At 58.4% G+C, this 19,742-nt stretch carries 16 protein-coding genes; 5 read left to right on the plus strand and 11 right to left on the minus strand.

The genetic code is table 11. The features are described from left to right. Genes K5R88_RS03990 through K5R88_RS04000 form a run of 3 tightly spaced genes read right to left on the minus strand, consistent with a single transcriptional unit; the run spans position 1 to position 3,568 of the window. Positions 1 to 1,272 carry a dihydrolipoamide acetyltransferase family protein gene (locus K5R88_RS03990; RefSeq protein WP_226299242.1) on the minus strand — a complete coding sequence of 424 codons (1,272 nt, stop codon included), beginning with the start codon at positions 1,270 to 1,272 and terminating at the stop codon, positions 1 to 3. Next, entirely contained in the window at positions 1,273 to 2,331 is a 1,059-nt protein-coding gene (locus K5R88_RS03995; RefSeq protein ID WP_008040031.1) for an alpha-ketoacid dehydrogenase subunit beta, read from the minus strand. A 1-nt stretch (position 2,332) separates the two neighbouring features. Further along, positions 2,333 to 3,568 carry a 3-methyl-2-oxobutanoate dehydrogenase (2-methylpropanoyl-transferring) subunit alpha gene (locus K5R88_RS04000; protein ID WP_084321716.1) on the minus strand — a complete coding sequence of 412 codons (1,236 nt, stop codon included), beginning with the start codon at positions 3,566 to 3,568 and terminating at the stop codon, positions 2,333 to 2,335. 186 nt (positions 3,569 to 3,754) lie between these two features. Between K5R88_RS04000 and bkdR the strand changes: the two genes are divergently transcribed. Next, a complete protein-coding gene (bkdR, locus tag K5R88_RS04005) occupies positions 3,755 to 4,243 on the plus strand; it encodes a Bkd operon transcriptional regulator BkdR (protein ID WP_008034067.1) in 489 nt (162 codons plus the stop codon). Positions 4,244 to 4,554: 311 nt separating this feature from the next. Here the strand turns inward: bkdR and K5R88_RS04010 are convergent, their stop codons facing one another. Next, positions 4,555 to 5,418, minus strand: a complete 864-nt coding sequence (locus K5R88_RS04010) for an MBL fold metallo-hydrolase (RefSeq protein ID WP_008034066.1) — start codon at positions 5,416 to 5,418, stop codon at positions 4,555 to 4,557. A gap of 160 nt (positions 5,419 to 5,578) precedes the next feature. Here K5R88_RS04010 and K5R88_RS04015 point away from each other — a divergent pair, with 160 nt between their 5' ends. Continuing rightward, positions 5,579 to 6,397, plus strand: coding sequence for a sulfite exporter TauE/SafE family protein (locus K5R88_RS04015; protein ID WP_226299243.1), 819 nt, complete (start codon positions 5,579 to 5,581; stop codon positions 6,395 to 6,397). Between the two features lie 147 nt (positions 6,398 to 6,544). Here the strand turns inward: K5R88_RS04015 and K5R88_RS04020 are convergent, their stop codons facing one another. Next, entirely contained in the window at positions 6,545 to 9,268 is a 2,724-nt protein-coding gene (locus tag K5R88_RS04020) for a hypothetical protein (RefSeq protein WP_226299244.1), read from the minus strand. 108 nt (positions 9,269 to 9,376) lie between these two features. Continuing rightward, positions 9,377 to 9,745: a hypothetical protein gene (locus K5R88_RS04025; RefSeq protein ID WP_226299245.1), complete on the minus strand. Its 369-nt coding sequence runs from the start codon at positions 9,743 to 9,745 to the stop codon at positions 9,377 to 9,379. A 390-nt stretch (positions 9,746 to 10,135) separates the two neighbouring features. Between K5R88_RS04025 and K5R88_RS04030 the strand changes: the two genes are divergently transcribed. From K5R88_RS04030 to nahK, 3 genes are all read left to right on the plus strand, one after another. Then, positions 10,136 to 11,320, plus strand: coding sequence for a porin (locus K5R88_RS04030; RefSeq protein ID WP_226299246.1), 1,185 nt, complete (start codon positions 10,136 to 10,138; stop codon positions 11,318 to 11,320). A gap of 360 nt (positions 11,321 to 11,680) precedes the next feature. Beyond that, the gene (gene nosP / locus K5R88_RS04035; protein WP_226299247.1) at positions 11,681 to 12,844 is read left to right on the plus strand and encodes a nitric oxide-sensing protein NosP; all 1,164 of its coding nucleotides are present in this window, start codon (positions 11,681 to 11,683) and stop codon (positions 12,842 to 12,844) included. Beyond that, positions 12,774 to 15,407 carry a hybrid sensor histidine kinase/response regulator NahK/ErcS' gene (gene nahK / locus K5R88_RS04040; protein WP_442963902.1) on the plus strand — a complete coding sequence of 878 codons (2,634 nt, stop codon included), beginning with the start codon at positions 12,774 to 12,776 and terminating at the stop codon, positions 15,405 to 15,407. The genes nosP and nahK overlap by 71 nt, the downstream gene beginning before the upstream one ends. A 321-nt stretch (positions 15,408 to 15,728) precedes the next feature. Here nahK and K5R88_RS04045 read toward each other — a convergent pair whose 3' ends face one another. The 5 genes from K5R88_RS04045 to K5R88_RS04065 all read right to left on the minus strand — a co-directional run bounded on the left by K5R88_RS04045 (position 15,729) and on the right by K5R88_RS04065 (position 19,715). After that, entirely contained in the window at positions 15,729 to 16,394 is a 666-nt protein-coding gene (locus K5R88_RS04045) for a response regulator transcription factor (protein WP_084320911.1), read from the minus strand. A 56-nt stretch (positions 16,395 to 16,450) separates the two neighbouring features. Beyond that, complete coding sequence (locus tag K5R88_RS04050; protein ID WP_226299248.1) at positions 16,451 to 17,008, minus strand: PQQ-dependent catabolism-associated CXXCW motif protein; 558 nt, start codon at positions 17,006 to 17,008, stop codon at positions 16,451 to 16,453. Between the two features lie 231 nt (positions 17,009 to 17,239). Next, positions 17,240 to 18,031 (minus strand): ABC transporter permease, encoded by a 792-nt coding sequence (locus K5R88_RS04055; RefSeq protein WP_223450519.1) that lies wholly within the window; start codon positions 18,029 to 18,031, stop codon positions 17,240 to 17,242. Next, positions 18,028 to 18,759: an ABC transporter ATP-binding protein gene (locus K5R88_RS04060; RefSeq protein WP_192416564.1), complete on the minus strand. Its 732-nt coding sequence runs from the start codon at positions 18,757 to 18,759 to the stop codon at positions 18,028 to 18,030. The genes K5R88_RS04055 and K5R88_RS04060 overlap by 4 nt, the downstream gene beginning before the upstream one ends. After that, positions 18,756 to 19,715 carry a YVTN family beta-propeller repeat protein gene (locus tag K5R88_RS04065; RefSeq protein WP_226299249.1) on the minus strand — a complete coding sequence of 320 codons (960 nt, stop codon included), beginning with the start codon at positions 19,713 to 19,715 and terminating at the stop codon, positions 18,756 to 18,758. The genes K5R88_RS04060 and K5R88_RS04065 overlap by 4 nt, the downstream gene beginning before the upstream one ends. Positions 19,716 to 19,742 lie beyond the last annotated feature (27 nt).

The following is a 19,742-nucleotide window of genomic DNA, read 5'->3' on the forward strand; positions in this document are numbered from 1 at the left end:
TTACTCCACAAACAAGGTAGCGGGTTGTTCGAGCAAGCCACGAACGGCCTGGATGAATTGCGCCGCGTCCATGCCATCGACCACGCGGTGATCGAAGGAGCTGGAGAGGTTCATCATCTTGCGGATCACGATCTGGCCTTTGACCACCATCGGGCGTTCGACGATTTTGTTGACGCCGACGATCGCCACTTCCGGCAGGTTCAGCACCGGGGTGCTGACGATTCCGCCCAATGCGCCGAGGCTGGTCAGGGTGATGCTCGAGCCGGACAATTCATCGCGGCTGGCCTTGCCGTTACGCGCGGCGTTGGCCAAACGGGAGATTTCGGCGGCGTTGTCCCACAGGCTGCGGGCTTCGGCGTGACGCACCACGGGCACCATCAAACCGATGTCGGCTTGAGTGGCGATGCCCACATGCACCGCGCCGAGGCGGGTGATGACCTGGGCTTCGTCGTCGTAACGGGCGTTGATCTGCGGGAAGTCGCGCAGGGCGACAACCAGGGCACGGACCAAAAATGGCAACAGGGTCAGCTTGCCACGGGTCGCACCGTGTTTTTCGTTCAGGTGCGCACGCAGTTCTTCCACGGCCGTGACGTCGATTTCTTCGACATAACTGAAATGGGCGGCGCGCTGGGTGGCGTCCTGCATGCGCTGGGCGATCTTGCGGCGCATGCCGATCACCGGGATCTGTTCTTCGTCGTTACGCTGGGCGTAAGCGGCGGTGGCAGTCGTTGCATTCGACTGACCTTGCGCCAGATAGGCGTCCAGGTCTTCGTGCAGCACGCGACCGGCAGGGCCGGTGCCGCGCACCAGGCGCAATTGAATGCCGAGGTCCAGTGCATGTTTGCGCACGGCCGGGGAGGCCAGCGGACGCTCGTCAGCTTCGCGAGCCACCATCGGGCCCTGGCAGACGGCCGCTCGCGGCGCTGCGGCAGGAGCCGGTTTGGTTGCTGCAACAGCTTCGACTTTGGGTGCCGGTGCTTCTTTCGCGGCGGCAACCACAGGCTGGGCCGACTCTTTAACGTTGCCCGCACCTTCGACTTCAATGCTGATCAGGATGCTGCCAACCGCCATGACTTCGCCGGGCACGCCGCCCAGCGCAATCACCTTGCCGTGCACCGGCGAAGGGATGTCGACCATCGCCTTGTCAGTCATGACATCGGCCAGTACCTGATCTTCGACGACCATGTCGCCGACTTTGACGTGCCACACCGACAGTTCAACTTCTGCAATGCCTTCACCAATGTCCGGCATTTTAATAACGTGCGTGCCCATTCAGACCTCCATAACCCGATGCAAAGCCGCGCCCACTCGGGACGGACCAGGGAAATACGCCCACTCTTGCGCGTGCGGGTAGGGGGTGTCCCAACCGGTGACGCGTTCGATCGGCGCTTCCAGGTAGTGGAAGCAGTGCTCTTGCACCAGGGCAGCCAGTTCGGCACCGAAACCGCAGGTGCGGGTCGCTTCGTGAACGATCACGCAGCGGCCGGTTTTCTTCACCGACTTGGTGATGGTTTCCAGGTCCAGCGGCCACAGGCTGCGCAGGTCGATGACTTCAGCGTCGATCCCGCTTTCTTCAGCGGCGACTTGCGACACATAAACGGTGGTGCCGTAAGTCAGGATGGTCACATCCTTGCCCGGGCGGGTGATGGCGGCGACGTCCAGCGGCACGGTGTAGTAACCGTCCGGGACTTGCGCGGCCGGGTGTTTCGACCATGGCGTGACCGGACGTTCGTGGTGACCATCGAACGGGCCGTTGTACAGGCGTTTTGGCTCCAGGAAGATCACCGGGTCATCGTTTTCGATGGAGGCAATCAGCAGGCCCTTGGCGTCGTACGGGTTGGACGGCATCACCGTGCGCAAGCCGCAGACCTGGGTAAACATCGCCTCGATACTCTGGCTGTGCGTCTGGCCACCGTAGATGCCGCCGCCGCAAGGCATGCGCAGGGTCATCGGTGCGGTGAACTCGCCGGCCGAGCGATAACGCAGGCGGGCGGCTTCGGAAATGATCTGGTCCGACGCCGGGTACACGTAGTCGGCGAACTGGATTTCGGCCACCGGACGCAAACCGTAGGCGCCCATGCCCACGGCAACGCCGACGATGCCGCTTTCGGAGATCGGCGCATCGAACACGCGGGAGGTGCCGTACTTGTTCTGCAAGCCTTCGGTGCAACGGAACACGCCGCCGAAGTAGCCAACGTCCTGACCAAACACCACGACGTTGTCGTCACGTTCAAGCATCACATCCATGGCCGAGCGCAGGGCCTGGATCATGGTCATGGTGGTCGTGGTCATGGCGGTTTCCGGTTGAATATTGTTGTTGTGATCGTTCATGTCAGATCCCCAACTCTTGACGCTGGCGCTTCAAGTGCTCCGGCATCTCTTTGTAGACGTCTTCGAACATGGTCGCGGCGCTCGGAATCTGGCCGCCGGCGAGGGTGCCGTACTGCTCGGCTTCTTTCTGCGCGGCGATGACTTCGGCTTCCAGTTCGGCGCTGACGGCGACGTGTTCCTCTTCGGACCAGTGACCGATTTTCACCAGATGCTGCTTCAGGCGCGCAATCGGATCGCCCAACGGGAAGTGGCTCCAGTCGTCGGCAGGACGGTATTTGGACGGATCATCGGAGGTCGAGTGCGGGCCGGCGCGGTAGGTGACCCATTCGATCATGGTCGGGCCGAGGTTGCGGCGGGCGCGTTCGGCGGCCCAGGCGGAAGCGGCGTAGACCGCGTAGAAATCGTTACCGTCGACGCGCAGGGAGGCGATGCCGCAACCGACGCCACGACCGGCGAACGTAGTGGCTTCACCACCGGCAATCGCCTGGAAGGTGGAGATGGCCCATTGGTTGTTGACCACGTTGAGGATCACCGGCGCGCGGTACACGTGGGCGAAGGTCAGGGCGGTGTGGAAGTCCGACTCGGCAGTGGCGCCGTCGCCGATCCAGGCCGAGGCGATTTTGGTGTCGCCCTTGATCGCCGACGCCATGCCCCAGCCGACAGCCTGGACGAATTGGGTGGCGAGGTTGCCGGAAATGGTGAAGAAACCGGCTTCCTTGACCGAGTACATGATCGGCAACTGACGGCCCTTGAGCGGATCGCGCTCGTTGGACAGCAACTGGCAGATCAGGTCCACCAGCGGCACTTCACGTGCCATCAGGATGCTTTGCTGGCGGTAGGTCGGGAAGCACATGTCGTCGATGTTCAAGGCCAGGGCCTGGGCGCTGCCGATGGCTTCTTCGCCAAGGCTTTGCATGTAGAACGACATTTTTTTCTGACGCTGAGCGACCACCATGCGGTTGTCGTAGATCCGCGTCTTGAGCATGGCGCGCATGCCTTTACGCAGGATCTCCACCGGTACGCCTTCAGCCCACGGGCCCAGGGCATTGCCCTGATCGTCGAGCACGCGAATCAGGCCGCTGGCCAGGTCGGCCGTGTCGGCGGGTTCAACGTCGATTGGGGGTTTGCGCACCGTGCCCGCATCGGTCAGATGCAGGTAGGAGAAGTCGGTTTTACAGCCGGGACGGCCCGAGGGTTCAGGGACGTGCAGGCGCAGCGGTTCATACGCTTGGTTCATGGCTTCTACGCTCGATCTTGTGAATTTCTTGTAGTGAGCTGACCGTCATTCCACGTGTTATGGAAATCTTGTCCTACAAACATCATAGGCCCGGCGCAGGAGAATATTTATCTGTGTTTCGTTGCGTTGGTGGTCATTTGAGGTTAAAAAATCTGCATAAACAAAAATAACAGGTGGTTTTTTCTCATGCGCAAATTGGACCGTACCGATATCGGCATTCTCAACAGCCTTCAAGAGAACGCGCGCATCACCAACGCCGACCTCGCACGCTCGGTGAATCTGTCGCCGACGCCGTGCTTCAACCGGGTCAAGGCGATGGAAGAATTGGGACTGATTCGCGAACAAGTGACGCTGCTGGACGCCGACCTGTTGGGGCTGCATGTGAATGTGTTCATTCATGTCAGCCTGGAGAAACAGGTGGAGGAGGCGTTGCAGCATTTCGAGGAAGCGATCTCGGATCGCCCGGAAGTGATGGAGTGCTATTTGATGGCGGGTGATCCGGATTATCTGATCCGGGTGCTGGTGCCGACCATTCAGTCGCTGGAGCGTTTCATGATGGACTTCCTCACCAAAGTGCCCGGTGTGGCGAACATCCGCTCAAGCTTTGCGCTCAAGCAAGTGCGCTATAAAACCGCGCTGCCGCTGCCGGCGAATGGATTGACCCTGACCAATTGACCGAACCCTCAACACCACATAACTGTAGGAGCCGGCTTGCTGGCGATGGCGGCGCATCAGCCACCATCATTGTTGCCTGACACACCGCCATCGCCAGCAAGCCGGCTCCTACAGGTTTTGTGGTGGGGTCGGATTGGTGCGGCACCGCGCAATTGTGGGAGCCTGGCTGGCCAGCGATGGCGGCTTCGGAATCGCCATCGCCAGCAAGCCGGCTCCTACAGGTTTTGTGGTGGGGGCGGGTTGGTGTGGCACCGCGCAATTGTAGGAGCCAGGCTTGCCAGCGATGGCGGCTTCGGGATCGCCAGCAAGAGTCAGAGTTTGTTCAGGGGGATTTTCAGGTAGGTGACGCCGTTTTCTTCGGGCGGCGGCAAATTCCCGGCTCGTACGTTGACCTGAATCGCCGGTAACAACAGCGTCGGCATGCCCAGCCCCGCATCGCGCCGGGTGCGCATTGCGACGAATGCCGCTTCGTCGATGCCGTCATGGATGTGGATGTTGCTCTTGCGCTGCTCGCCCACCGTGGTCTGGCACTGGGGCTTGCGATTTTCAGGCGGATAGTCGTGGCAAACGTAAAGCCGCACGCTGGCCGGAAACGCCAGCAGCTTCTGGATCGAGGCGAACAGTTGATTGGCATTCCCGCCGGGAAAGTCGCAGCGCGCAGTGCCGACATCCGGCATGAACAACGTATCACCCACCAGAATGACGCTGCTGTCGATCAAATAGGCCATGTCCGCCGGCGTGTGACCGGGTACGTGCAACGCCGTGGCCTTGAGATTGCCGATCATGAACGATTCGTCGGGGGCGAACAGGTGATCGAACTGCGAACCGTCCACGGCAAATTCCGGTTCAAGGTTGAACAGGCCTTTGAACACGCCCTGCACCTTGCTGATCGACTGACCAATCGCAATCCTGCCGCCCAGCTCCCGACGCAGATAAGGCGCGGCAGACATGTGATCGGCGTGGGCATGGGTTTCCAGCAGCCATTGCACCTGCAACTGATGTTCACCCACGAAGGCGATGATTTTATCGGCCTGGGTGGTGGCGGTTCGCCCGGCGGCCGGGTCGTAGTCGAGCACGGGGTCGACGATTGCACACTGGCTGCCGTCGGCCTCGTAAACCACGTAACTGTAGGTCGATGAGGCGGGGTCGAGGAAGGCTTCAATCAAGGCGGGCATGGTGGCCGTTTCTTTTGGGACAGGTGTTCAGGGTAGTTTCATTTTCCCTGCGCTGACCAGCCCCGATCAATTCAATGCAGGAAAAAAGCTGCGCGGGCTCTATCCTGTCAGTCATCGATACCGGGCGTTCCCGGCTCTTCTCACGGATCACGAGCGTTTTATGTTGCTGGCAAGTTTTTTTGGTGTGGCCATGGGCCTGGTCCTCGGATTGACCGGTGCCGGTGGCGGCATTCTTGCGGTTCCGGCCCTGGTGCTGGGGTTGGGTTTGACCATGACACAAGCGGCCCCCGTTGCATTGTTTGCGGTGGGCAGCGCGGCGGCGGTCGGGGCCGTCGATGGGTTGCGCCATGGCCTGGTGCGTTATCGCGCAGCGTTGTTGATCGCCTTGCTGGGGGCGATTTTTTCCCCGGTCGGCATCTACTTTGCCCATCAACTGCCGGAAAAAATCCTGATGATTCTGTTCAGCCTGCTGATGGTCATGGTGGCCTGGCGGATGCTGCGCCGCGAGCGCCATGAAGAAGGGCCGAGCGACCACGGCCACGCCAACTGGGGTCAGAAAAACTGCATGCTCGATCAACAGACCGGGCGCTTTTCCTGGACCGCCAAATGCACCGCAACCCTGGCCGCACTCGGCGCGGTGACCGGCGTGGTCTCCGGGTTGCTCGGGGTCGGCGGCGGGTTTCTGATCGTCCCGGCGTTCAAGCAACTGACCGATGTGCAGATGCGCGGGATCGTCGCGACGTCTTTGATGGTCATCAGCCTGATTTCCGCCATCGGCGTGATCGGTGCATTTCATGCCGGGGTGCGGATCGATGGTCTGGGGGTGGCGTTCATTGTCGCGAGCGTCGTCGGTATGTTGGTTGGTCGGCGAATCTCCTCTGTAGTGCCTGCACGGTCATTGCAAGTAAGCTTCGCGTCGGTATGTTTCCTGATCGCCGCTTACATGCTGTTCAGAAGCGCTCTTTGGACGTTGTTTTAATAACAAGGTTATGCGGGTTTGTTGTGGGTGCCTTTTTTATGTTGGGATTCAACTCCTGTATTGTGTAGTAATTTATTTGTAGTGAGTGGGCTTCTGGTAATGGATGTTTTGTTAGTTCCATTGTAGAAGCCCTCTTTTAATAAAATATTATTGGCTCTTTTTTTTGGGGGCTGGCTCTAATTGAATTAAGTCGGCTTCATTTAGGTTTAGTGAATGTGTTTCCTTGTTCGGTTCTGATGAATGCAATTTGCAATATGTCAGAAGCATGGGTACCGAAGTGCCTTGGGAAATCAGCCCCAACATGAAGTATCCGCTTTCACCTTCTGCGGTGACGTCCCATTCATAGTCGATTTGGAAGGTATCAAGTGGGGGGGAACTGGTTGCGAAAGTTTTCTCTTTGTGGATGGGGGTGCATGACAACAATACTGGAATCCCTGCTAATGGACTGCCCGCTTTAGGTGTCATTGTCAGTCGTTGGGATGACCCAGGGACGAACGTATTGCCCTCTGGAGGAATGGGCAAACCATTTATTTTGATGTCCACCTCTTCTGCCAAATTGTTGGATATAAGTTTGTTGTCTCTTATGGTTATGGGTGTGTCCATGCCTTGGCCACTCAAAATCAACTGAAACGTTCCGCTGTTGGTTTTCCCTGTAACGTTCCAGAGATACTCGCCTTGTGGGGTATCGAGTGGGGGGCTACTTGTAATGTTATCCGGGTCCAAGTTGCCAACTTTGCATGTCAAAGTGAGCGGATGAGGGTACAGAGGGCTTTCTGGGTAAGGGATAAACTCTAGGGAGCGGGTTACATTTCGTATAAACACATTTCCTTGCGGCGAAATTGGGGAGTTGGAGATTTCTACGTGGCCTTCATGAGAGAGGTTTTTGGACAATAATTTACTTTCAGGTATATGGAATACTGTAGTCATTCCTTCGGCCGCAAGGATCAGCTGGAAAATGCCACTATTGGTTTCCGCTCCTGTTACTTGCCAGCGGTGAGAGGTTTGTGGGGTACTGAAATCCGGCCTACTCGTCACATGGGTCGGATCCAGGCCGCTTATGAAGCGGCAGCTCAACGACATCGGGTGACCGGCCAACGCACTTTCGATTTTGTGCTTGAGTACAACGAGGCTCGGTTCTGTCCGGAAGAACGTGCTACCTTCCTGGGTAATTATCCGGCCATCAATTTCGATGTCAATCATAATCAGTTCATCATTTATATCTCTGGATAGCAGACGACTAGGCAGTGGGAACCACTCATCAGTTTCGGTAAATTCAAATTGAAGACCAAACAAGCCACTTTTACTGCATCCTGTAATGGTCCACTTTGCCGTGCCGGTTTCCGGAATGATCTGCGTCTCTCCAATTAATGGGTCAAACATCATTCCCAAGTCTGGGTAGGTATCATCTTGAACCAAGGCGACGCTCATGCCTGGTAATGATCCGAGTGGTTGCGCTTCCAATTCCAATACATAAGTCCCCGCACGAAAAAAAACCAGATTGGGATTGCTTGGATCAATTTCGTCACCGTTGATCTTGATGGATTTGAACTGACTCGACGTGACTTTTTCGATCAGCCGGCTATTGATGGTCAGTGGTGTGGTGAAGTTTTCACCTATGACTTGTAGCGTGAACGAACCAATATTGCTACCGCCGGTAACTTTCCACTCCAGTGTAAGGTTGTCTGGAACTTGTCGGTATGTCTTCAATAAAGGTTCATAATCCATGCCTAAATTGGGCGAGCCGACTTCATCCAGTTGGATCTTCAATCCGTGCATCCAAGGTTCAAAGGTTAGCTTCAGTACCGAGGTTTCTCCGGGGAAAAACAGTGCCCCAGTATTGGTAATCGGCCGGTCGCGAACATCTACTCTTATCACTTCATCGGTCAGGTTTTCTGAGATCACTCGAGCGGAAATATTCTCCCAGTCTCTTTTTAGTTTAGAGCAGGCGAGATTGAGGTTGAAAAAACCACTTTTAGCGTTACTGGATGATGAGTTGATAGCCCATTCGGTATCTGGTCCGTTAACGGTTTTTTCAAGACCTAAATCAGGGACGGTAATGCCTAAGGCCGCGAGGTCGCTTGAGGAGCTCAATGTCATTGTCGAATCATCAAGTAACAAATCCGGATTTACCAGTTTCAAAATTCGGGACTTGCCGTTGACGAAAATCAGGCCCAAATCATCCGGTGTAGTGGATGGCTCAGGGGCAAGTTCCAATGTTGCGTTGTTGTTCCACGGGGTTTTGAGCAACGCGTGAACCAATACATCAACAGTGGAAATACCTGTCTTGTAATACAAGCTAGGTACTTCCAGAGAGATACCGTGTCGGCCTTCAGTTGTCGGTGCAAAGACAATAGGCGTGACTGAACCGTTTTCTCCAGGTATGGCAGGGCCAAGCTCTTTGCCCTCCAGCATCCAACGTGCCGGGAAGGGCATTGCCATTTGGCTGTAGTAACTTACCTCGCGAGCATAGAGTGTGGTTTGTTCGTTATACTCGATAACCTGAAATTGCTCGTTACCGCTGATATCGACAAACTTCAGTCGGTGATGTCCCAACGAGCTTTCAACTTTGTACGCGCGTGCGGTGTGCTCGGTCTGAATCCATAGTTCGAAATTTGTGACCGGGGCTGAAGGCGCGGCATCCGGAAAGTTCAAACTCCAGGCTATACTGTCCTCATCGAATTTTTGTAAGATACCGACTTCGGGCGTACTTGTAAAATCTATCTTAGGCATGTCTGGATCACGCTCCAGTTTCACACCTTGATTAATCCATGGGCTGTCATCTACTGCATTAATGCGAAATTCGTGACTTGCGGCATGACAGAAATATACGCACTCGGGGGCAGGGATTTCTGATTTTTGATTTTTTAGCATGATAGTGGGTGTCTCGGCTTTGTTAGTGTGATTTAAAGAAGATGGAGCGCGCTCACAGGATTAGTCTGATATTTGAGTAAGTTTTATGCATTTGGTTGTTGGCTTAAGTCAGGTTTTAATCGTGCGAATAATTATTGGTTGAGATAATTTTGTTTCATCTTTCAGATAGTAATAAATAACAGCCACACCTGTTTCCGAGAGGCGCTCGAAGTTGTATCGGTGGATATTGATTTCTTCCTCGTCGGCGCTTTTGCTTTGATAAAACCAGCCAGGTTGATAAATTTCCTTAGGGTAGAGCCCTGAAAACCATAATACGGGTATGTAAATCATCTGGCCTGCGGCTTTTCCTACATAGTTTATTTTTCCTATGACAAAAGTTTCTACTTTTCCCAGATCAATTATGCCGTCTTCAGCTTGAGGAAATATAAGGGGCGGGTGAAAAAAACTATTTTGAATACTTGGCTCGAAAATATTCACGGATTACTCCAAAGGAGTTAGATAGTTGGTGATGATTGTTGTTGTCAGAGTTAATGCTAGGAGTTTTATTTTCGCTACTGTCATTAATGACAGTAGCGACAGACGGTACACGTCTGACTTTAATCTTCCGCTAGCGCAATCCTCCTTCTGAGTCGAAACAGAACATCCACTGCGTCGTGCTCGCCGGCCCCAGGCTGTTCAGCACAAGAGCTACAGAGTCTTACACCTTAAGTTCCGGGCCCTCGTCGTGGCCCGGTCTTACACCGAACTTGCTGCACGCCACCGGCCACGCCAAAGCACTTCACAACCACCCCCAAGGCAGCGTATGACGCCGCCGGTCCGCTTTCGATAATCGCCTCCGACATCCAGTCCCCCGCTGCGGAGCGCGTCATGCACAACAATAAGAATTTCAAGCACCGTTACTTGCCAGCCTTCATCGCCAGCCTGTCGACCCTGGGTTTGAGCTCAATGGCCGAAGCCGAAATCATGCTGTACGACAAGGACCAGACTACGTTTTCCACCGATGGCTACATCAACGCCTTCTATGTGAACAGCGACGTCGACCGTGCCGGCGAGCAGTTCGACCGTCGACAGGCGCGGGTGAAAATGGGCTTTTTGCCCAACTACCTGGGCTTCAACATGGGCAAGCAGGTCGACGACCTCAAGCTCGGCGCCCGGGCGTCGTTCTGGGTGACCATCAACGACAGCGAAACCAACGGCACCGACACCGCCATCGACGTGCGGCAGTTCTACGGCACGGTGGCCAACCCGGAATGGGGCGAAGTGCTGGTCGGCAAGGACTTCGGCCTGTTTGCCCGTTCCAACATTCTGCTCGATGAGTTGCTGGCCGGTTACGGCCAGGTCAGCGACACGCTCGGGTTGGTGGATGGCGGCGGGGTGTCGTTCGGCAACATCGGCAGTGGCTATCCGTACCCGTTCCCGACGTCGCAGATCACTTACCGCACCCCGGTGATGGACGGCCTGCGAGTCGCGGTGGGGATCATGGACCCGGTGGACACCAACGACAGCAGCGCGACCGGCAAGGCCTATCAGGAAAACCCGCGCACCGAGAGCGAGATCACCTATCAGTTCGACCTCGCCGGGGCGAAGATTTACAGCTGGGTGAACGGCAGCTACCAGACTTCGGACAACACCGATTCCACGGTGCAGTCCGTGACCTCCAAAGGTTTGGGCTATGGCGTGCAGGCGAAAATGGGCGGTTTGTCGCTGACCGGTTCGGGCTTTCAGGCCAAGGGTATCAACCCGTTCTTCACCAACAACGCTGGCGAACCGACGTTGCGTAATGTCGACAGCGACGGCTACCTGTTGCAGGGCTCGTACAAGCTGGGCAAAAACCGCCTGGCCTTGTCCTACGGCAAGACCAAGGACGACGGCAACGGCGTGGTGGGCAGCGGCGCGGACTATGAGACTCGCGGCATTGCGCTGTTCCATGACGTCAACGACAACCTGAAACTGGTGGCCGAGTACAACCAGTTCGAAATCAATGGCCACGAAACCAGCGCGCAAAACGAAGACACCGACACCTTCGCGGTGGGGGCGGTGTTGACCTGGTAACCCCCAATCCCTTGTAGGAGCCGGCTTGCTGGCGATGACGGTGTATCAGTCAACATCATTGTCGCCTGACACACCGCCATCGCCAGCAAGCCGGCTCCTACAGGTTTTGTGTCATGCAGAAAATGGTGCGCCGGGCGCGGAATTGTAGGAGCCGGCTTGCCGGCGATGACGGACTGTCAGTCACCATCATTGTTGCCTGACCCACCGCCATCGCCAGCAAGCCGGCTCCTACAGGTTTTGTGGTGTTTGCTGGAACTCTCATCCCATCGAAGCGCCTGACCGCTACCCAAGTAGCATACGTCGCCGTCCGCTGCCTTCGTACACTCCAACCTCACACATGCGCACCTGCGGGAGGCGACGATGCAGCAGGTTCAGAGCGACGGGGTCGTCAGTGCGATGTCCCAGGCGACCGATGCCCAGCAGGCGGCCCAGGAGCTGGCGCGGCAATTGTTGCACCCGCATTTGGGCTTTGTGCTGTTTTTCTGCTCCGCCGAGTACGACTTGCAGGCGCTGGGCCAGGCCTTGCAGCAGAGCTTTGGCGGTATCCGTCTGGTCGGTTGCACCAGCGCCGGGGAAATCACCCCGCTGGGCTATGGGCGCAACTGCGTGACGGCGGTGGGTTTCGACCATCGGCATTTTTCCATCGACGCCGAATTGATCGACGAGATGGAGCGCTTCAGCCTGATCGACGCCCAGCAAATGGTCGAGCGTCTGGTCAGTGGTTGTCGCAGCAACACCCTGGCGCCGATCAAGGGCAACAGCTTCGCCCTGACCTTGCTCGATGGTTTGTCCAGCCGTGAAGAAATGGTGCTCGCGGCGTTGAGCGCGGCGCTGGGCGACATCCCGCATTTCGGTGGCTCGGCCGGCGACGACAATTACCTGACCCACACCCACGTTTACTTCGGCGGCGAGTTCCACAGCGGCGCGGCGGTGGTGGTGCTGGTCAACACCTGGCTCGACTTCGAAGTTTTCACCACCCACCACATCCTGCCGAGGGCGGAAAAACTGGTGGTCACTGGCGCCGACAGCGCCTCGCGCCGGGTCTTCGAACTGAATGCCGAACCGGCCGCCGAGGAGTACGCCCGGCACATCGGCGTGCCCGTGGCGGAACTCGATCATCGGATCTTCGCCGCCCACCCGCTGGCGGTGCGGATCAACGATCAGTATTACGTGCGGGCCATCCAGCAGGTGCACCCGGACTTGAGCCTGAGTTTCTACTGCGCCGTGGAAAACGGCATCGTCCTCACCGTCATGACCCCAGGGCCGATGCTGCCCAATCTGCAAACCCTGTTCGACGGTTTGCAGGAGCGCCTCGGTGACCTGTTGTTGACCATCGGCTGCGACTGTTTTCTCAGGCGCCTGGAACTGGAAGACGGCGGCAATCTGGAGCAGATCGGCAGGTTTTTGCGCGACCAGCGGGTGATGGGTTTCAACACCTACGGAGAACAGTTCAATGGCATGCACATCAACCAGACCTTCACCGGGGTTGCCATTGCCCGAGGCCGCTCCCCTGGACATCGCTGAGCTTGCGGCTCAAGTCGCCAGCCTGCGGCACGAAAACCACAAATTGCAGCGCATCAATGCTGCGCTGATCGAACGGATCGAGTCCGGCATCACCCGCGGCAACGACCCGTACGCGGCGTTCCAGCATTCGGTGGTGCTGGCCGAACAGGTGCGTGAGCGCACCGATGCCTTGAACCAGGCCATGGCCGAACTGAAATCAGGCAATCACTTGCTCAGCGAAGCGCGTCTGCGCGCGGAAACCGCGCATCAACACCTGATCGACGCCATCGAGAGCATTTCCGACGCCTTTGTATTGTTCGACGCGGAGCAGCGGATCGTGCTGTTCAACAGCCGCTTCAAGGCGTTCTGGGGTAGCAGCCGGGTGCGAATCAACGCCGGCATGCGCCTGGCCGAGGTCAAGCGGCTGATGCTGTCCACCGGTCTGTTCACCGAAGAACCGCGTGGGCAGGCCGACGAGAACCTGCTGTTCCGCTTGCAGGACGGTCGCTGGCTGCAAGTCAGCGAACGGCCGACCCAGGAAGGCGGGCGGGTGATCCTGTTCACCGACATCACCGACGTCAAACTCAGTGAAACCGTGCGCCGCGAGCAGGCCGTGGCGCAGAAATCGCATTTGCTGCAACGGGCCGTGGACAACCTGTCCCAAGGCGTGGCGATGGTCAACGCCGAGGGCATTCTGGAGTTGTGGAACCGGCGCTTCCTTGAACTCAGCGGCCTGGCGCCGGTGGCGGCGCATCGACCGTTCGCGGAAGTGATCGCCGACAGCGAGTTGAACCTGCTGACCCCGGCCAGCCGCGACGGCAACGGGCGCCCGGTGCAGGAATGCGAGCAGCGACTGTACGATGGCCGGGTCCTGGAAATCCGCACGCATCCGTTGCCCACCGGCGGCTTCGTCAACACCTTCACCGACATCACCGAGCGCTACCAGCACGCCGAAGCGCTGAGCGAAAGCGAGCGCTGGATTCGCCTGATCACCGACCACGTACCGGCGCTGATCGCCTACCTCAATGCCGATCTGGTCTACGAGTTCACCAACAAGGTCTACGAAGAATGGTACTGCTGGCCACGTGGCGTGATGCTCGGGCAGAGCCTGCGCGAAGTGCATAGCGAGCAGCATTATCAGCGCCTGGAAGCCTATGTGGCGCGGGCGTTGGCCGGTGAAAGCGTGACGTTCGAGTTCGCCGAAACCAACATCAACAACCAGGAGCGCTACATGCTGCGCTCCTACGTGCCCAATCGGCTGGTAACCGGCGAAGTGGTGGGGATTTTCGTGTTGATCCGCGACATCACCGAGCGCCGCCGCACGGCCGAGGCGTTGCACCAGGCCTATCAGAACCTCGAACTGCGGGTGCGCGAACGTACGGCGGAGCTGACGACCCTCAATGACCAGTTGCTGCGCGAGATCGACGAACGTCGGCGGGTAGAATCACGCCTGCGCGAGGCCAAGCTCGAAGCCGAGCAGGCCAACCTGTCGAAGACCAAGTTTCTTGCCGCCGTCAGCCACGATTTGCTGCAACCGCTGAACGCCGCGCGCCTGTTTACCGGCGCCTTGCTCGAACGCCGGGAGCCGCTGGCCAACGAGATTCTGGTGCGCAACGTCAGCAATTCCCTGGAAGACGTGGAGAATCTGCTCGGCACGCTGGTCGACATTTCCAAACTCGATGCCGGGGTGATCAAGGCCGACATCGCGCCGTTCGCCTTGAGCGAGTTGCTGGAAAACCTCGCCGCCGAGTACACCCAGGTCGCGCGTAGCGAAGGGCTTGAGCTGCATTTTATCAGGTGTTCGGCGCTGGTGCGCAGCGACATTCAGTTGCTTGCGCGGATCTTGCGCAACCTGTTGAGCAACGCGATTCGCTACACCTACAGCGGCCGCGTAGTGCTCGGTTGCCGGCGGCATCATCAGCGTCTGTCGATCGAGGTCTGGGACAGCGGCATGGGCATCGCCGAAAACCGTCTGGAAGAGATTTTCCAGGAGTTCAAACGCGGTGATGTGCAACGTCCGGATCAGGATCGCGGGTTGGGGCTGGGGCTGGCAATCGTCGAGAAAATTGCCGGGATTCTCGGGCACCGCATTCACGTGCGTTCGTGGCCGGGCAAGGGCTCGGTGTTTTCCGTCGAGGTGCCTTTGAGCGCGACGGCACCCAAGGCACTGCCGAGCCTGTTGATGAGTGAGCCGATGCTCGAACGCCTGCGCGGTGCGCGGGTATGGGTGCTGGATAACGATGCGGCGATTTGCGCCGGCATGCGCACCTTGCTCGAAGGGTGGGGTTGTCTGGTGGTGACGGCGCTGTCGGAACAGGATTTGGCGCGGCAAGTGGACAATTATCACGCCGAGGCGGATTTGCTGATTGCCGATTACCACCTGGATGACGATCAGAACGGCGTGGATGCCGTGGCGCGGATCAACGCCCGGCGCGGCTCAGCCATTCCGGCGATGATGATCACCGCCAATTACAGCAATGAGCTCAAATTGCAGATTCGAGAGCTGGGGCACACCTTGATGCATAAGCCGGTGCGGCCGATGAAGCTGAAGACGGCGATGAGTCATTTGCTCGGCCGGCCTTGAGATTTTTGTTGATGTTGAGGGCCTCATCGCCGGCAAGCCGGCTCCTACAGGGGATCGCGTTGTTCCTGTAGGAGCCAGCTTGCTGGCGATTTGCTTGGCCGGCCCTGAAATTTGTGCGGGGGCTGAGGGCCTCATCGCCAGCAAGCCGGCTCCTACAGGGGATCGCGTTGTTCCTGTAGGAGCCAGCTTGCTGGCGATTTGCTTGGCCGGCCCTGAAATTTGTGCGGGGGCTGATGGCCTCATCGCCGGCAAGCCGGCTCCTACAGGGGGTTGCGTTGTTCCTGTAGGAGCCGGCTTGCTGGCGATGGGCACGGCGCGGTCTCAACGCCGTAGATAAGAGCCGAAATCAATATCCCCGGCACTCAGGATCGCCTGCACCCGATTGTGCACGTTGAGTTTGCGCAAGATCGCCGAAACGTGGGCCTTGACCGTGGTTTCAGCGATTTCCAGGGTGTAGGCGATCTGTTTGTTCGACTCGCCTTTGGTCATGCGCTCCAGCACCAGCAACTGTTTGCGGGTCAGGGCCTGGAGCAGTTCCGGCGGGAAGCTCGGGGTGTCGTTCATCCGGCGGTGGGTGCCGCTTTTCTGCGTGCGGATGATGTCCGGCGGCAGGTAGACGTTGCCATTGAGAATCTGCTGGATCGCCTCGGTCATCTGCACCCGTGGCGAGGACTTGGTGATGAAACCCACCGCGCCATAGGTGATGGCTTGCAGCACGATCTGCTTGTCCTGTTCCGCCGAGACGATCACCACTGGAATGGTCGGTGCCTCGTTGCGCAGGTTGATCAGGCCATTGAGACCGTGCATGCCGGGCATGTTCAGGTCGAGCAGGATCAGGTCCAGGTCGTCGTGGTCCTGAGTCAGCGCCAGGGCGCTGTCGAGGTCGGCGGTTTCCATGACCTCGCTGCCCGGGAATCCATCGCTGATGACGTTATGAATGGCTTCGCGAAACAGCGGGTGATCGTCGGCAATCAGAATTTTGTACATAGCCTTTCACCTCATTATTTTGATTATGGTGTGGCAACAACACGCACGCGTAAAGGTCAGGGAAAAGGTTCGGGCAGGGCGGGTGTCACGGGCAGGTTCGCCGCTTGCCAGGCATCCAGGCCATCGCGATACCAATACAGAGTCTTATAGCCCATGGCGGCGGCGCGTTTGACCGCATTCCAGCTCAACCAGCAATCGGACCGGCAGTAAAAGACCAGCGGTTGCCGGGGATCGCCGGCGGTGAATTTTTGCAGATTGCGCGAGAAGTAATCCTGCCAGTCGGGTGTCAGGTCGCCATCGCCGGTGTTGGCCAGCCAGTGGCTGCCGGGCAGGTTTTCGTGGGGCTGGTCTTCGATGAAACGCCCTTGCAGCCATTGGCGGCGGTAGACATCGATCAACACTGGGCGAGGCGTCTGGGTGAGCAGGGTTTGCAGGGCGGCGGTGTCGATGATGGTGGCCCCCTCGGCCTGATTCGGCGTGGGGCTGCGGTACAGGCCGATGCGGTAGCCATCAGCGGAGAACAGCGGTGTTTCGGCGTGTGCGACGCCCAGCAACAGGCTCAGCGATAACACAGCGAGGGAAGGGCGCAGCAGAACACGTCGGGCACGCGGCATGGGTTCAGTCCTTATAGTTATGAGCCCATTACATGCCAGTCGCGGTGCGTTGGGAATGCGACGATAGACAGGAAAACCAGTACTAAAGTAGTAATTTTGCCATGTTTGATGGAGATCCAATTGTGGGAGCGAGCCTGCTCGCGATGAAGCCATCACATCCGGCATTGATGTCGGCTGACACTCCGCCATCGCCGGCAAGCCGGTCTCGCTCCCACAGGGGGATTTGGGTGGTTAGTTGGCTTTGCGCAGGGCGGCATGCTGCGGGTTGAAGGTGAGTACCGCCAGCAGCGCGAACACCAGCGTCAGCCCCACACACACTGCCAGCGCCAATGGATTGAAGCGTTCATACAGCGCAAACCTCACCAGCTCCACTGCATGGGTAAACGGGTTCAACGCACACAACCCGTACAACCACTCGCTCGACTCGCGCATCTTCCACAGCGGGTACAGCGCCGACGACAGGAAAAACAGCGGGAAGATCACGAAATTCATCACCCCGGCGAAGTTCTCCAGTTGGCGGATCGCGTTTGACAGCAACAACCCCAACGCACTGAGCATCAACGCCACCAGCAGCAACGCCGGCAAGGCGATCAACAGGCCCATGGCCGGCGGCTGCACGCCGTACACCCAGGCAATCGCCAGAAAGGCATACACCTGCAACAGCGAAATCAGTGACGTGGCCAACAGTTTGCTGCACAGCAGAAACGTGCGGGGCAGGGGGCTGGTGAGCAGTACACGCATGCTGCCCATCTCCCGGTCGTAGACCATCGACAGCGAACCTTGCATGCCGTTGAACAACAGGATCATGCAGGCCAGCCCCGGAATGATGTAGACCTCATACGGAATGTAGGTGTCGTAGGGCTCGATGATCGCGATGCCAAGTGCCGCGCGAAAGCCGGCGGCGAACACCAGCAGCCACAGCAGCGGGCGCACCAGTGCACTGAGAAACCGCGTGCGCTGCAACACGAAACGCAGCCATTCACGCAGCACGATGCCGCTGAAACATTGCCAGTAAGCATTCATTGGACGGCTCCCGATGTCGTCAAGCGAGCGAAGGCCGAACCGAGGTCACCGCCGTGTTCCAGGCTCAACGCATCGGCCTGGCCACTGGCGACCAAACGACCCTGATGGAGAATCAGCAAGTCATCGCTCGGCTGCACCTCGTCCAGCAAGTGCGTGGTCCAGAGCACGCTGAGGCGGTGCTCGCGGCACAAGCTGCGGATGTGTTGATTGAGCGCCAGGCGACTGGCCGGATCGAGGCCGACACTGGCCTCGTCGAGCAGCAACAGGCGTGGCTCATGCAGCAGCGCGCGAGCGATTTCCACCCGGCGACGATGACCGCCATTCAGCTCGCGTACCCGCTCGCGACGGCGTTCGGTCAACGACTGACGAGCCAGTTCGGCATCGACCCGAATTGCGGTTTCACGCCGCGACATTCCGTGCAGCGCGGCGTGATAACGCAGGTTCTGTTCGACGCTGAGGTCAAGGTCCAGCGTACTTTGCTGAAACACCACACCCAACTGCTTGAGCGCCGGGCGCGGCGCATCCCGCAACGAACAAGCACCCACACGGATATCACCGCGTTGCACATCGTACAGCCGGGTCAGCAAGGCAATCAGCGTCGATTTGCCGGCGCCGTTCGGCCCCAGCAGCGCCGCAAAACGACCGGGCGCCAGGCTGAAACTCACTTGGCGCAACGCCTCCCGCGCACCGTAGGCGAAACTCAGGTCGCTGACTTCCAGTGCGTTCATGGCGTCACCACCACGCCCCACGGATAGCGCCCGACCTTCACCGATTTGCTCACTTTGAGGCTGTCGACATCAATCACCGACACATCGCCGCTGACGCCATTGGTGGCCAGCAATTGTTTCTGATCCGGGGTGAATGCCATCTGCCACACGCGACGGCCGACCAGCAGGTAATCGAGGATTTCGAAGGTTTTGGCGTCGATCACCGCGACGTGGTTGGCCGGGCCCAGCGCGACGAAACCGTACTTGCCATCGGCGCTGAGTTTGATGCCCACCGGTTGCACCTTGTCCGGGTGCACGCCCTTGATCTGGAAGGTCAGGGTCTTGAGGACCTGCCGGGTGGCGGTGTCAAGAATGGTCACGGTGCCGCCGATTTCCGCCGAGGCCCACAACTGTTTGCCATCGGGTGCGAACTCGACGAAACGCGGGCGCTGATCCACCAGCGTGCTGTCGGCCAGGGTCTGGGTGCTGGTGTCGATCCAGTGCAGCATGTTGGTGGTTTCGCTGGTGTTCACCGCCCATTTGCCGTCCGGGCTGACGGCCATGCCTTCGGGCTCGACGCCGACGTTGATCTGACTCAGCACCTTGGAGGTTTCGGTGTCGATCACCGTCACCAGCGCATCGTCCTCGTTGGAAACGTAGAGCCAGCGATTGTTCGGGTGCAGGGCGAATTGCTCGGGGTCCTTGCCCGAAGGCAGTTCCTTGATGATCTTGCGCGTGGCCACGTCCATCACCTGCACCCGGTCCGAATCGCTGGCGCAGATGTACAGCAGCGTGTTGTCGTGGGACAGCAACAGACCGCGCGGGCGCTGGCCGACGGGCAGGGTGTCGGTGACTTGCAAGGTCTGCATGTCGATCAGGCTGAGGCTGTTGTCTTTTTCGTTGGAGACCCAGGCGGTGCTGGCCGCGGCGTGCCCGGCAGCGAGCAACAGGGCGCATGAAAGCAGGGTGCGGCGCATGGCGGATTCCTTATTGTTGTTGTGGAA

This window comes from Pseudomonas sp. MM213 (assembly GCF_020423045.1).
Lineage (GTDB): Bacteria > Pseudomonadota > Gammaproteobacteria > Pseudomonadales > Pseudomonadaceae > Aquipseudomonas > Aquipseudomonas migulae.

Bases quoted from the DNA above. Each gene is read 5' to 3' on its own strand.
- K5R88_RS03990 (WP_226299242.1), bottom strand. From the start codon at position 1,272: ATGGGCACGCACGTTATTAAAATGCCGGACATTGGTGAAGGCATTGCA.
- K5R88_RS03995 (WP_008040031.1), bottom strand. From the start codon at position 2,331: ATGAACGATCACAACAACAATATTCAACCGGAAACCGCCATGACCACG.
- K5R88_RS04000 (WP_084321716.1), bottom strand. From the start codon at position 3,568: ATGAACCAAGCGTATGAACCGCTGCGCCTGCACGTCCCTGAACCCTCG.
- bkdR (WP_008034067.1), top strand. From the start codon at position 3,755: ATGCGCAAATTGGACCGTACCGATATCGGCATTCTCAACAGCCTTCAA.
- K5R88_RS04010 (WP_008034066.1), bottom strand. From the start codon at position 5,418: ATGCCCGCCTTGATTGAAGCCTTCCTCGACCCCGCCTCATCGACCTAC.
- K5R88_RS04015 (WP_226299243.1), top strand. From the start codon at position 5,579: ATGTTGCTGGCAAGTTTTTTTGGTGTGGCCATGGGCCTGGTCCTCGGA.
- K5R88_RS04020 (WP_226299244.1), bottom strand. From the start codon at position 9,268: ATGCTAAAAAATCAAAAATCAGAAATCCCTGCCCCCGAGTGCGTATAT.
- K5R88_RS04030 (WP_226299246.1), top strand. From the start codon at position 10,136: ATGCACAACAATAAGAATTTCAAGCACCGTTACTTGCCAGCCTTCATC.
- nosP (WP_226299247.1), top strand. From the start codon at position 11,681: ATGCAGCAGGTTCAGAGCGACGGGGTCGTCAGTGCGATGTCCCAGGCG.
- nahK (WP_442963902.1), top strand. From the start codon at position 12,774: ATGGCATGCACATCAACCAGACCTTCACCGGGGTTGCCATTGCCCGAG.
- K5R88_RS04045 (WP_084320911.1), bottom strand. From the start codon at position 16,394: ATGTACAAAATTCTGATTGCCGACGATCACCCGCTGTTTCGCGAAGCC.
- K5R88_RS04050 (WP_226299248.1), bottom strand. From the start codon at position 17,008: ATGCCGCGTGCCCGACGTGTTCTGCTGCGCCCTTCCCTCGCTGTGTTA.
- K5R88_RS04055 (WP_223450519.1), bottom strand. From the start codon at position 18,031: ATGAATGCTTACTGGCAATGTTTCAGCGGCATCGTGCTGCGTGAATGG.
- K5R88_RS04060 (WP_192416564.1), bottom strand. From the start codon at position 18,759: ATGAACGCACTGGAAGTCAGCGACCTGAGTTTCGCCTACGGTGCGCGG.
- K5R88_RS04065 (WP_226299249.1), bottom strand. From the start codon at position 19,715: ATGCGCCGCACCCTGCTTTCATGCGCCCTGTTGCTCGCTGCCGGGCAC.